This window comes from Bradyrhizobium sp. UFLA03-84 (assembly GCF_002289535.1).
In the GTDB taxonomy this organism is placed as follows: domain Bacteria; phylum Pseudomonadota; class Alphaproteobacteria; order Rhizobiales; family Xanthobacteraceae; genus Bradyrhizobium; species Bradyrhizobium viridifuturi.
Genome location: NZ_NSJY01000005.1, coordinates 377,122 through 389,318 on the forward strand (window position 1 = coordinate 377,122; position 12,197 = coordinate 389,318).

Genomic DNA, 12,197 nt, shown 5'->3' on the forward strand with positions numbered 1-12,197 from the left:
CACAGGTTTCCGGGTTGTAAGATGAGTTTTCCGCTCGTCTCTGCTTCAATCACTGGAATCCCTGCTGCGGTTCCGCACTGGCAATCAGCTGTGCTTCAGGCAAGGATGACGAAGAATCGCCCAAGGACTCGCCAAGACATCGCACTGCGTCGGAGTGACCATGACCAATCCCGCCACGACCTCCCTGCTCGACCGCGCCAATCTGGACCGCGATGCCGTCCGCCGCGAGGTATCGCGCGGCCTTGAAGGCGCCGATGACGGCGAGCTGTTCCTGGAGTTCGGGCAGACCGAGGCGCTGGTGTTCGACAACGGCCGGCTGAAGCAGGCGACCTACGACACCTCGCAGGGCTTCGGCCTGCGCGCCGTCAAGGACGACGCGGTCGGCTATGCGCATTCCTCCGACGTCTCGATCGCGGCGCTGATCCGCGCGGCCGACGCGGTCGCGGCGGTGCGCGGGGGCTATGCCGGCACGTTCGCCGCGGCGCCCGCCCACACCAATGTCAGACTCTATGGCGATGAGAATCCGCTGGACGGACCGGCGTTCGAGGCCAAGGTCAAGCTGCTCGGCGAGATCGACGCCTATGTCAGGGACAAGGACCCGCGGGTGCGGCAGGTCTCGGCCAGCCTCACCGCGACCTGGCAGGTGGTGGAGATCCTGCGGCCCGACGGCGAGAGCTATCGCGACATCCGCCCGCTGGTGCGGGTCAACATCTCCGTGGTCGCCGGCCAGGGCGACCGGCAAGAGAGCGGCAGCAAGGGCTATGGCGGCCGTGAGGGCTATGCCCGCTTCATCGAGACCAAGGCCTGGCGCGACGCCGCCGACGGCGCGCTGCGCGAGGCGCTGGTCAATCTCGAATCGGTGCCGGCGCCGGCCGGAGAGATGGACGTGGTGTTAGGGGCCGGCTGGCCCGGCGTGATGCTGCATGAGGCCGTCGGTCATGGACTCGAGGGCGACTTCAACCGCAAGCAGACCTCCGCCTTCGCCGGCCTGATGGGCCAGCAGGTCGCGGCCAAGGGCGTCACCGTGGTCGACGACGGCACCATGGCCTCGCGCCGCGGTTCGCTGTCGATCGATGACGAGGGCACGCCGACCAACCGCACCGTGCTGATCGAGGACGGCATCCTGGTCGGCTACATGCAGGACCGTCAGAACGCCCGCCTGATGGGCATGAAGCCGACCGGCAACGGCCGTCGGCAGAGCTATGCTCACGTGCCGATGCCGCGCATGACCAACACTTACATGCTGTCCGGCGACCGCGATCCCGCCGAGATCATCGCCTCGGTGAAGAACGGCATGTATGCCGCCAATTTCGGCGGCGGCCAGGTCGACATCACCTCGGGCAAATACGTGTTCCAGTGCACCGAGGCCTACAAGATCGAGAACGGCAAGCTCGGCGCCCCGCTGAAGGGCGCCATGCTGATCGGCAACGGGCCGACCGATCTCCACAGGATCACCATGATCGGCAACGATCTTGCGCTCGATACGGGAATCGGCACCTGCGGCAAGAACGGCCAGGGCGTGCCGGTCGGCGTCGGCCAGCCGACGCTCCGGATGGAACGGATTACGGTCGGAGGAACGGGCTAGTGAGCAGCGGAAACGAAGTCGTGGCGACCAAGCCCACCAGCTGGCGCGGACAGGCCGTGCAACTGGCCGCGATCGTGGCCGTCGTGTTCCTCGCCAAGGGCGCGATCGCCGAGCCGTTCTACGTGCCGTCGGGCTCGATGGAGCCGACGCTCCTGATCGGCGATGCGCTGGTCGCCTCGAAATTTCCCTATGGCTACGGCGCGGCGTCGCTGCCGATCCAGATCACGCTGCCGGAAACCGGCCGGGTGTTCGGCGAGACGCCGAAGCGCGGCGACGTCGTCGTATTCCGCTGGCCGGGCGATCGCTCGCAGGCCTGGGTCAAGCGCGTGGTCGGGCTGCCCGGCGATCGCATCCAGATGCGACAGGGCCAGCTGTTCATCAACGATCATCCGGCGGCACTGAAGCCCGACGGCACCGGCTTTGCCGAGGACGATCGCGGCGGCGGCGAGGACGCCTATCGCTACATCGAGACGCTGCCGAACGGCGTCAGCCACGCGATCTTCAAGATCCGCGACAATGGCCGGCTCGACAACACGCCCGAGGTGACGGTGCCGCCGGGCCAGTTGTTCGTGCTCGGCGACAACCGGGATAATTCCGCCGACAGCCGCGTGCCGGTGCGCGACGGCGGCGTCGGGCTGCTGCCGATCGACAATCTGATCGGCCGCGCCGATGCGGTGGTCGGCTCCTGGGACATGGGCATCCGCAGCCAGCCGGTCTGGACCTGGCTGTCCGGCTTCCGCCTCGCGCGCTTCTTCACCTCGGTGCAGTGAGCTTGCCGACGTGACCTTCGACGACGTCAGGACCTTGGTGCTGGCGTGGCCGGAGGTTGAGGACGGCTCGTCCTACGGCACGCCGGCGCTGAAGGTGCGCAAGAAGATGCTGGTGCGACTCAAGGAAGACGCTGACAGCCTGGTGATGCCGGGCGTGCCGCCGGATGAGCGCGACATGTTGGTTGAGAGCCAGCCCAAGGTCTTCTATTTCACCGATCACTATCGGGATTATCCGATCGTGCTGATCCGCCTGTCGAAGGCGAAGCGCGCAACCGTCGAGCCGCTGCTGCGTCGGCACTGGCGCACGCTGGCCTCGAAGAAGGCGGTCAGGGATTACGATGCGGCCGCATCGTCGTGACGCAAGACGAATTCCTCGCCGCGGCGCTGCGCAACCCGGTCAATCCAGCAATCACGGACGAGCTTGACCGCCTCGGTTTGCCCGATGCCTGCCTGGTGGCCGGTTGCCTGGTGCAGAGCGTGTGGAACGTGCTGACGAAGCGGCCGCTCGATCACGGCATCAACGACTACGACGTCTTCTATTTCGATTCCGACACGTCATGGGAGGCCGAGGATGCGGTCATCCGCGACCTCACCGCACGGCTCGGCCACCTCGGCGTCGCGATCGAGGTGCGCAACCAGGCCCGGGTCCATCTCTGGTATCCCGGCAAGCACGGCGTGCCCTACCCGGCGCTGTCGCGTTCGACCGACGGCATCGATCGCTTCCTCAGCACAAATGTGCAGGTCGGCATCCGCCGCAGCGCAAGCGGCTACGACGTCTACGCGCCGAGCGGTTTCGACGATGTCGCCGGCATGATCGTGCGGCCGAACCGGACCGCGAATTTTTCGGCGGCGAACTATGCGAAGAAGGCAACGCGCTGGAAGGCGCTGTGGCCGGAGATCACGGTGATCGCAGCAGAGTAGTTTGTCGTCCCTGCGAAAGCAGGGACCCATACTCCGCAGCAGATGTGGTGAACGGGACTCGTCATTCAAATATCGCGCAGTAACCAGCAGCTGTGGTCATGGGTCCCTGCTTTCGCAGGGACGACAGATGTGTGTGCGGCCGCTACCGCACCACGCCCGACGTGAACCCCGCCTTGCGCCGCGGCGGCTTGATCTCTTTCTTCAGGAAGCAGTGCGCGTCGCGGCCGGCATAGCCGGGCCGGGCGTAGGTCCAGGCGCGGCACTTGTTGTCGGCGGTGCAGGCGGCCTGGCAGGCCTCGTCGCCGTCGCTGCTCTTCAACTCGAAATTCTTGTAGTCTCCGCCGAGACGGTCGATCGAGGTCTCGATGGCGCCGTTGCGCGGTTCGACCACGCCCGCGCCACGCACACCGGAGACGCAGCAGACGTCCTGCACCCGCGCCGGCACGCTGTTCTTCAGCCAGCACACCGCGCCGTTGTTGGCATCGGTCGGATAGCTGAAGCTCCAGGCGCGGCAGCGGCGGTCGCGCTCGCAGGTCAGCGCGCAATCGGCGGGGTCGCCCGACGTCACCGGCGCGTTCAGATAGTCGCCGCCGGGACGGTCGAAATTGGTTTGCGCCAATGCCGGGCGCGTGACGGCAACGGCCGACAAGACCGCGAACATCACCACACACGCCCTAAAGAGGCGGCCTATCCCCATGAGATTGCTTTCAAATTCGCACAGCCCCGCGCATCCCGCGGGGCGTCATTTGAACGCCATGAACCTGTACGGCTGATGAACGGCGAGGCAACGGCGGGTGCGACAACACCGCGGTCCGCACGCGTTCGGGGCCCGGGTCGGGATTAGAAGGCGTATTCCTGGTAGGCCGGTTCCACGGAACCCTTCCAGGGCCCGTTGAACTTCTCCAGCATCTCCTCGGCCGGCGAGCGGCCGGCCTCGATGATGCGCTCGAGCGGTTCGAGGAAGCGGCTCTCGTCGCGGCCGAGATGGTCGATCCGGCCGCGCCGGCGCAATCCGGCATGCGACAGGACCAGGCACTCCTTGGCGATCTCGAACAGATACCGGTCCTTGATCCGCGCCTTGAAGCCGAAACGCGGCACGTCGTCGCGCAACGCCTGCCGCTCCGGCGCGGTCCAGTGCCGGACGATGTCCCAGGCGGCATCGAGGCTGTCATTGTCGTAGAGCAGCCCGACCCAGAACGCCGGCAGTGCCGGCAGCCGGCCCCACGGCACGCCATCGGCGCCGCGCATTTCGAGATAACGCTTCAGCCGTACCTCGGGGAAGATCGTCGAGAGGTGGTTGGCCCAGTCCGACAGGGTCGGCCGCTCGCCGGGGAGAATCTTGTTGTTGCCGGCGAAGAAATCGCGGAACGACGAGCCGGAGACGTCGATATATTCCTCGCCGCGCTTGACGAAATACATCGGCACGTCGAGCGCGTAGTCGACATAGCGCTCGAAGCCCATGCCGTCCTCGAACGCGAACGGAATCATGCCACTTCGGGCATTGTCGGTGTCGCGCCAGATCTCGGAGCGGAACGACAGGAAGCCGTTCGGCTTGCCTTCGGTGAACGGCGAGTTGGCGAACAGAGCGGTCGCGATCGGCTGCAACGCCAGCGACACCCGCAGCTTCTTCACCATGTCGGCTTCGGAGGAGAAGTCGAGATTGGTCTGCACCGTGCAAGTCCGGAACATCATGTCGAGGCCGTATTTGCCGACCTTCGGCATGTAGTTGCGCATGATCTTGTAGCGGCCCTTCGGCATCACCGGGATCTGCTCCCGCGACCAGGACGGCGTCATGCCGAGACCGAGGAAGCCGATGCCGAGCGGAGTCGCGATCTCCCGCACCTGCGCCAGATGCGCCATCAATTCCGACTGCGTCTGGTGCACGGTCTCGACCGGCGCGCCCGACAATTCGAACTGACCGCCCGGCTCGAGCGAAATCGCGCCGCCGCCGGTGACGTCATAAAGCCCGATGATGTTGCCGCGCTCCATGATCGGCTCCCAGCCGAGCAGGAGCTTCATGCCCTCGAGCAGCGCGCCGATGCCCTTCGCGCCCTCATAGGGCACGGGCTGATGGCCCTCGAGCGTGAACGGGGTCTTCTCGTGCTCGGTGCCGATCCGGAATTCGGACTCGGGCTTCACGCCGGCTTCAATCCACGCCACGAGCTCGTCGCGCGATTGCAGCGGCGTCATGTCGATCTGGTCACGCGCCATAAAAAATCCAACTCAAGGGCGCTTCGATCGAAGGCGCGTGGTGGCAGGGACATCCGCGGGCCGGAGCGGCCGCGGATGATGGGATCAGGACTATCATCGGGCGGCCGCGCCGTCTCGCGCGGACGCGGCCTTCGGATCGCTCTTTGCATCAGCCTTGGCATCGGCCTTGCCATCGCCTTTGACGTCGCCGCAGGAGCAGCCGAGGCGGTCGAGCAGACCGCACAGCCGTTCAGCGTCGGCGTCGGACAATTTCGAGCCGACATGCTTGTCGATCGCCGCCGAATAGGCGTTCCACATCTTCTTCTGCAGCTCGCGTCCGGCCTCGGTGATCTCGACGAACTGGCCGCGCTTGTCGATCTTGCATTCGCGGCGGGCGGCGAGCCCCTCGTCGACCAGCTTGTCGATCAGCCGCGAGGTCGAATATTGCGGGATCAGCATCTGCCGCTCGAGCTCGACCGGGCGCAGCTCTCCGGACGGCGCGCGCGACAGCTCGAGCAGAGCGTCATACCAGGCGAGCGGCGGGAAGCCGGCCTTCTTCAGATCCTGCTCGACGCAGTCCAGCACCCGGCTCGGTACCCGCATCAGGCGGATCCAGGCGGCCGTCGCCTCGCTCGATAGCTTGCGTTTCATCGTCTAGCCCATAACGTCCCGGCACCGACTGTACCGCACTGAATGCATCTGCATCAATCTTGACTATTTCATGCAGGTGCATGTAGGCAATCCCTCTCCGGACGCCAAGAACAAGGGAAGGAATACCCCTATGAAGCTTTATTACACCCCCGGTGCCTGCTCCCTCTCCCCCCACATCGCTCTGCTCGAAGCCGGCCTGCCCTATGACCTGGTCAAGGTCGATCTGCGCGCCAAAAAGCTCGAAAACGGCGACGATTTCCTGCAAGTGAACCCCAAGGGCCAGGTGCCCGCCCTGGCGCTGGATACCGGCGAGATGGTTACCGAAGGCCCGATCATCATCCAGATGATCGCGGACAAGGCCGCCGACAAGAAGCTGGCGCCCGCGAGGGACTCCAACGAGCGCTACAAGCTGCTCGAATGGCTGAACTACATCACGACCGAGTTGCACAAGAATCTCGGCCCGATGTTCTCGCCCGTGCTTGCCGACGACGCCAAGGCGTTCTTCAAGGACCGCGCCATGGGCAAGTTCAAATATGTCGACAGCCAGCTCGCCGGCCGCGAATACCTGATGGGCAACCAGTTCACGGTCGCCGACGGCTACCTCTTCACCATGATCATGTGGGCGCAAGACCGGCTCGGCTTCGATCTCTCCGGCCTGCCGAACGTGACCGCCTACAAGGCCCGCGTCGCGGCGCGCCCGAAGGTGCAGGAAGCGCTGAAGAAGGAAGGCCTGCTGAAGGCCGCCTGAGCTTTCGAATCTGCTTCATCAGACGTGAAAGGGCCGGATAGCATCCGGCCCTTTTTTGCTTGTGCCCCCGATTGGGTCAGCCCCAAATCTGCAATTTTCAGCAGTTTGTCCGCTTCGGCGTAAGCGTGCTTTCGCCATGGCGCGAATACCGCAACCGGGTCCGGCAACTATTCCTTCGATCGGGCGTAGCCGGATTGCTGCCTCACCCAGCGGGAGATGCGCCCATGAGTAGCTCGCTATCCAGCAACACTGCGGACCGGATGGTCGAGGTCCTGGCGGGCTCGACGGCGCTGCTGGCAAATTCCAGCGGCGGACTGACCGACCTTTCGGCCTCGCTGACGTCGGTCCTCCCGGACGACAGTATTGCCGATACGGCTGCCGGCCAGCCGGCCCACAGCCTGATCGATCCGTTACCGGCGGCAGATGCCATGGACAACGCGACGTCCCTGCTCGGCGACGGCGCCGCAGCAGCGTCCGGTTCCGACCTGCCTCTGCTCGGGAGCTTGCTGAACACGAGCGACCTGCCGGTGATCGGCAGTGTATTGAACGTGGCATTGCCGGTCGAACCGGATTCGACATTGCTCGCAGCATCGGGCGGAACGCTGCAACCGGTGCTCGACACCGCCACGACAGCGGTTCAGAGCGCAGTCCATTCCTCAGCCGACGTCCTGTCCCAGGCGGCCGCCCTGCCCGAGATGCTCCATGGCGTCACAAATCTCGGACAGGCGATCGATCTTGGCAGCATCAGCACCATCGGGATCAGCAGTGGCGGCGATGCCAATCTGGTTACGGACATTCTGGATGTGCCCGGGCAAATCCTTGCCGGCAATCTCGGCGAGACGGTCGCGCATCTCGGCGCCGATATCAGCGGCGTGGTTCATGCCGTCTCGGGGCTGGTTGATACAGTTGTCTCCGATGTCAGCGGTCTGCTGAGCCCGGTGTCCGGGCTCGTCAGCCAACTGACCCATGGCTTGTTCGATGGCGGCTTGCTCGATGGCGGCCTGCTCAATCCCGGCGGCGACACCGCAGGCAATGGATTGCTCGGCGGCTTGCTTGGCGGTCTCACCGGCTCCAGCAACGGCCATTTGGCCGGCATCACGATTGGCCCGCAGCAACCGAGCGGACCGACGCTCGATCTCCTCGCGGCGCCGACGCCGGGCGATCACCACACCGCCGACATCAGTGCCGTCGACACCGGCCAGACCGGCCCGCATCTGCTTGACCTCGGCGCCCTCACCGGCACGCACGGCCTCAACATTCCGAGCCTCAACATTCCGAGTCTCGGCGGCGTCGGCGCCGACGAGCTGGCCGGCAATCTGCTCGGTAGTCTGAATCTCAGCCTGCTCGGCGACAGCAGTACCGCCGGACACGCCGCGAGCGCGCCGGTCTCCACGCCGGTCGATCTCGGCGCGATCGGGCATGATCTGCTCTCGCCGCTCACACATGGTCACGGCATCCTTGATGCGCACGGCACCCATATCCTCTGAGATTGCCGTAAATCGGCGGACGCGCGGGATCGCCGCGCTTCCGCGTCTCCCTCTCCATGTCCATTGGGCATCACAGGCTTGAACATCCGCGGGGCGCGATGATCGGTCAGGGCAAACGCTTCTCCTCACTGCCGGTTGAAATCCGGGATGCGATTACGGCCGTTCGCGGTGCGCTGGTCGCCGTGGCGATGGCGAGCGGCCTCGTCAACCTCCTGATGCTGGTCGGTCCGGTCTTCATGCTGCAGACCTATGACCGCGTGCTGCCGAGCCGCAGCATCGCGACCCTGGTCGGCCTGCTCGTGATCGCGCTGGTGCTGCTCGTGGTGCAGGCCGGCGTGGATGTGCTGCGCAGCCGGCTGCTGGCGCGCATTGCCGAGATCTTCGACGAGAGCATTCGCGGCGCGGTGTTCGACAGCGTGCAGCATGCTTCCCTGTCCCGCCCTAATGGCGACGGCTTGCAGATCATGCGCGACCTCGACACCATCAGGGGCTTCATCGCCGGCAGCGGCCTGGTCGCGATCTTCGACCTGCCATGGACCCCGCTCTACATCATCGTCTGCACGCTGTTTCATCCACTGATGGGCCTTGCAGTGGCCGGTGGCGCCGTCGCGCTGGCGCTGATCACGGTTGGCGCCGAGCTGTTCACGCGCGCGCCGACGCGCTCGCTGGTGGCGCTGGCGTCGTCGCGGCGGCAGATGGCGGAGACCGCATTCCACCACGCACCCGTCGTGCACGCGCTCGGCATGCAGCGGCGAATGGCCGAATTGTGGTCGGAGCGCACGCAGGCCTATCTCAACATGCAGCGCGTGACCTCCGATCTGACCGGCACGTTCGGCAGCGCCTCGCGCTTCCTGCGCATGATCCTGCAATCCGGCGTGCTGGCGCTCGGCGCTTATCTCGTGATCAATCAGCAGGCCACCGCCGGCGTCATGCTCGCGGCAACCATCCTCTCGATCCGCGCGCTGGCGCCGATCGAGCTTGCGATTGCCAACTGGCGCAGCTTCATCGCGGTCCGTGCGAGCGTCGGCCGGCTCGCCGAAGCCCTGACGGCGGTGCCGTCGCGCCTGGCGTTCACCCCGCTGCCCGCGCCGAAGAGTGAGGTTCGCGTCACCTCGATCAGCCTGACGGCGCCGGCCAGCGACGCCGTGGTGCTGCACGAGGTGAGCTTTGCACTGCGCGCCGGCAATGCGGTCGCGGTAGTCGGCCCCAGCGGCTCCGGCAAGTCGACCTTGGCCCGCGCGCTGGTCGGGATCGGCGCGCCGGTGCGCGGCGTGATCCGGATCGACGGCGCGACGCTGGCGCAATGGGATCCGCTCGCGCTGGGCCCGTCGATCGGCTATCTGCCGCAGGACGTCGCATTGTTCCGCGGCACGGTGGCCGAGAATATCTGCCGCTTCGCCGCAGCCCCGGACGCCATCAAATTGATGGCCGCCGCGCGCGAGGCCGGCGTCCATGAACTGATCCTTCGGCTGCCTGACGGCTATGAGACCGAGGTCGGCGACGGCGGCCTGATGCTGTCGGGCGGCCAGCGGCAGCGCATTGCGCTGGCCCGCGCGCTCTATGGCGATCCGTTCCTGGTGGTGCTCGACGAGCCGAACTCGAATCTGGATTCCGAAGGCGAGCGCGCCCTGATCCACGCCATCGCCCGGGTCCGCGCCCGCGGCGGCATCGTGGTCGTGATCGCGCATCGGCCGGCGGTATTGCAGGCAGTCGATCACGTGCTGGTGCTGAACGAAGGACGCATGCAGGCGTTCGGCACCACCGCGGCAGTGCTGCCGCTGCTGGTGCCGAAGGCTGCGCAGCCCGCTGCGGCCGCGGAGCCGGCACCGGCCCCTGCCCGCCGCAGGCGCAAGAAGGACGCGGAGCCCCGGCAAAATGCCTAGCGCCCGGCAATCGGTCCATCATCATATCCTGGCGGTCGCGATGGCCGCGGCGTTCCTCGTCGCCAGCATCGGCATCATGGGCGCGGCCACCAAGATGTCGGGCGCAATCATCTCGCAAGGATCGCTGGTGGTCGAATCCAGCGTCAAGAAGGTGCAGCACCCCTCCGGTGGTGTCGCCAAGAAGCTGCTGGTCGAGGACGGCGCCCGCGTCGCCAAGAACGATTTATTGATCCTGATGGACGAGACGGTGGCGCAGGCCAATCTCACTGCCGTGACCAAGAGTCTGTGGGAGCTCGAGGCGCGCCGCGCGCGGCTGCAGGCCGAGCGCGACGGCGATACCGAGATCGCGTTCCCCGACAGCGTGGCCTCGCTCAGCGATCCCGCAGCGCAGGCGGTCGTCGCGGGCGAGCGGCGGTTCTTCCAGCTGCGCAAGGACGCCAATGACGGGCAGAAGCAGCAGTTGAAGGAGCAGATCGCCCAGCTCAAGGAGCAGATCGGCGGCATGCAGGACCAGTTGAGCGCCAAGAAGCAAGAAGCCGATCTGATCGCCAACGAATTGACCGGCGTGCAACAGCTCTGGGAGCAACGCCTGGTCTCGCTGTCGCGGCTCTCGACGCTGCAGCGCGATTCGGCGCGGCTGCTCGGCGAGCGCGGCCAGCTCACCGCGTCGATCGCGCAGGCCAAGGGCAAGATCTCGGAGACCGAGCTGAAGATCCTGCAGGTCGATCAAGATTTCCGCTCCGGCGTCGCCAAGGAACTCGCCGACATCAGGGCCAAATATGCCGATGCGATCGAGAAGCAGGTCACCGCCAAGGACCAGACCGAGAAGCTCGAGATCCGCGCGCCGCAGGCCGGCGTCGTGCACGATCTCACCATCCACACCCAGGGCGGCGTCATCGCCGCCGGCGAGACCATCATGACCATCGTGCCCGACCAGGACAATCTGATCGTGGAAACCCATGTTGCGCCGCAGGATATCGATCAGGTGAGGCTCGGCGCATCGGCGGTGCTGCGCTTCACCAATTTCAACCAACGCACCACGCCGGAGATCGAGGGCGAGATCAGCCGGATCGGCGCGGACGTATCACGCGACGACAAGACAGCCCCGACCTATTTCCTTGTCCGCGTTGCGATTCCAGCGCCGGAGCTGAACAAGCTCGCGACCGCGCATCTGCTGCCGGGCATGCCGGTCGAGGTATTCATCCCGACCAGCGAGCGCACGGTGCTGTCCTATCTGATGAAGCCGCTGGCCGACCAGGTGCACCGCGCCTTCCGGGAGAAATGAGCGGTGCAAACTTTCCGGCGCGCGGTGGAACAAATCAAATTTGATCCGCATTCTACGAGTTAAGACTAAGTCGGCGTACTTCGGGCTGAGGGCGTTGCCGTCCTTGTTCGTGCGATCCAACTGACCGACTATGACCTGCGGCGCGCCCTCCGCTCCAACTGGTCTGAAAATGTGACGATCGTCTCTACGCTCTTATTGACCAGCACGCTCGCCGGGCTGGCCACCAGTTTGTACTTTCGGGTTTGGACATTGATGCTGGTGTCGCCGCTGGTCGCGGTGCTCGCCGCAATCGTGCTCCAGTCCGACGGCTATGCCTTTGCCACCGGCGCCCCGATCGTGGTCGCTTGCCTCGCATTCAACCAGATCGCCTATCTCGCCGGCGCGTTGCTGCCGCCGGACAATGACGGCTCAATGGCGGAAGAAATCGACGGCGTTCCACACCGCGGCCGCGAGCACAAGATCCACGGCCAGAACGAGTAGCGCAAGGGCGGTCCAGGAAGGTCCCTTGCCGCGCAAGCGCAATGGATTCAGGCGGCGCGATGATGGGATCGAAGCTTTGCCCGCGGTCTCAGCGGCACCTTCCTTGAGCACAGAACGCATTGCAGGACACCCCAACCCTGATCGTCTTCGATCGACCAGCAAGAGTGATGCCAGCAGCATGGTGCCAGTGGGGAGCA

At 65.6% G+C, this 12,197-nt stretch carries 12 protein-coding genes; 9 read left to right on the top strand and 3 right to left on the bottom strand.

Going from position 1 to position 12,197, the window contains the following annotated elements; all coding sequences use genetic code 11:
• The first annotated feature begins 160 nt into the window (after positions 1-160).
• The 4 genes from tldD to CK489_RS04580 are packed head-to-tail and all read left to right on the top strand — an operon-like array spanning position 161 to position 3,276.
• Entirely contained in the window at positions 161-1,585 is a 1,425-nt protein-coding gene (gene tldD, locus CK489_RS04565) for a metalloprotease TldD (protein ID WP_095731442.1), read from the top strand.
• Entirely contained in the window at positions 1,585-2,355 is a 771-nt protein-coding gene (lepB, locus tag CK489_RS04570; protein WP_050628233.1) for a signal peptidase I, read from the top strand. Before tldD ends, lepB begins: the two co-directional genes overlap by 1 nt.
• Positions 2,356-2,365: 10 nt before the next feature.
• Positions 2,366-2,713, top strand: coding sequence for an MmcQ/YjbR family DNA-binding protein (locus CK489_RS04575; RefSeq protein WP_095731443.1), 348 nt, complete (start codon positions 2,366-2,368; stop codon positions 2,711-2,713).
• Positions 2,710-3,276 (top strand): nucleotidyltransferase family protein, encoded by a 567-nt coding sequence (locus CK489_RS04580; RefSeq protein WP_095731444.1) that lies wholly within the window; start codon positions 2,710-2,712, stop codon positions 3,274-3,276. The genes CK489_RS04575 and CK489_RS04580 overlap by 4 nt, the downstream gene beginning before the upstream one ends.
• A gap of 142 nt (positions 3,277-3,418) precedes the next feature.
• Here the strand turns inward: CK489_RS04580 and CK489_RS04585 are convergent, their stop codons facing one another.
• The 3 genes from CK489_RS04585 to CK489_RS04595 all read right to left on the bottom strand — a co-directional run bounded on the left by CK489_RS04585 (position 3,419) and on the right by CK489_RS04595 (position 6,117).
• On the bottom strand, positions 3,419-3,973 hold the full coding sequence (locus CK489_RS04585) for a PAN domain-containing protein (protein ID WP_050628230.1): 555 nt from the start codon (positions 3,971-3,973) through the stop codon (positions 3,419-3,421).
• A 143-nt stretch (positions 3,974-4,116) separates the two neighbouring features.
• Entirely contained in the window at positions 4,117-5,487 is a 1,371-nt protein-coding gene (locus CK489_RS04590) for a glutamate--cysteine ligase (protein WP_095731445.1), read from the bottom strand.
• A 93-nt stretch (positions 5,488-5,580) separates the two neighbouring features.
• Positions 5,581-6,117, bottom strand: coding sequence for a MarR family winged helix-turn-helix transcriptional regulator (locus tag CK489_RS04595; protein WP_095731446.1), 537 nt, complete (start codon positions 6,115-6,117; stop codon positions 5,581-5,583).
• 130 nt (positions 6,118-6,247) lie between these two features.
• On the opposite strand from CK489_RS04595, the gene gstA reads away from it, so the two are divergent.
• The 5 genes from gstA (at position 6,248) to CK489_RS04620 (ending at position 12,000) form a co-directional block, all read left to right on the top strand.
• On the top strand, positions 6,248-6,865 hold the full coding sequence (gene gstA / locus CK489_RS04600; RefSeq protein ID WP_095731447.1) for a glutathione transferase GstA: 618 nt from the start codon (positions 6,248-6,250) through the stop codon (positions 6,863-6,865).
• 224 nt (positions 6,866-7,089) lie between these two features.
• The gene (locus tag CK489_RS04605) at positions 7,090-8,352 is read left to right on the top strand and encodes a hypothetical protein (RefSeq protein ID WP_143278099.1); all 1,263 of its coding nucleotides are present in this window, start codon (positions 7,090-7,092) and stop codon (positions 8,350-8,352) included.
• A gap of 98 nt (positions 8,353-8,450) precedes the next feature.
• A complete protein-coding gene (locus CK489_RS04610) occupies positions 8,451-10,235 on the top strand; it encodes a type I secretion system permease/ATPase (protein ID WP_095731449.1) in 1,785 nt (594 codons plus the stop codon).
• On the top strand, positions 10,228-11,520 hold the full coding sequence (locus tag CK489_RS04615; RefSeq protein WP_095731450.1) for an HlyD family type I secretion periplasmic adaptor subunit: 1,293 nt from the start codon (positions 10,228-10,230) through the stop codon (positions 11,518-11,520). Before CK489_RS04610 ends, CK489_RS04615 begins: the two co-directional genes overlap by 8 nt.
• A 252-nt stretch (positions 11,521-11,772) precedes the next feature.
• On the top strand, positions 11,773-12,000 hold the full coding sequence (locus CK489_RS04620; protein WP_095731451.1) for a hypothetical protein: 228 nt from the start codon (positions 11,773-11,775) through the stop codon (positions 11,998-12,000).
• The last annotated feature ends 197 nt before the right edge of the window (positions 12,001-12,197 follow it).

What these genes read in the sequence shown, in the direction of transcription:
- gstA (WP_095731447.1), top strand. Translation starts at nt 6,248, where the DNA reads ATGAAGCTTTATTACACCCCCGGTGCCTGCTCCCTCTCCCCCCACATC.
- CK489_RS04610 (WP_095731449.1), top strand. Translation starts at nt 8,451, where the DNA reads ATGATCGGTCAGGGCAAACGCTTCTCCTCACTGCCGGTTGAAATCCGG.
- tldD (WP_095731442.1), top strand. Translation starts at nt 161, where the DNA reads ATGACCAATCCCGCCACGACCTCCCTGCTCGACCGCGCCAATCTGGAC.
- CK489_RS04615 (WP_095731450.1), top strand. Translation starts at nt 10,228, where the DNA reads ATGCCTAGCGCCCGGCAATCGGTCCATCATCATATCCTGGCGGTCGCG.
- CK489_RS04605 (WP_143278099.1), top strand. Translation starts at nt 7,090, where the DNA reads ATGAGTAGCTCGCTATCCAGCAACACTGCGGACCGGATGGTCGAGGTC.
- CK489_RS04620 (WP_095731451.1), top strand. Translation starts at nt 11,773, where the DNA reads ATGCTGGTGTCGCCGCTGGTCGCGGTGCTCGCCGCAATCGTGCTCCAG.
- CK489_RS04590 (WP_095731445.1), bottom strand. Translation starts at nt 5,487, where the DNA reads ATGGCGCGTGACCAGATCGACATGACGCCGCTGCAATCGCGCGACGAG.
- CK489_RS04595 (WP_095731446.1), bottom strand. Translation starts at nt 6,117, where the DNA reads ATGAAACGCAAGCTATCGAGCGAGGCGACGGCCGCCTGGATCCGCCTG.
- CK489_RS04585 (WP_050628230.1), bottom strand. Translation starts at nt 3,973, where the DNA reads ATGGGGATAGGCCGCCTCTTTAGGGCGTGTGTGGTGATGTTCGCGGTC.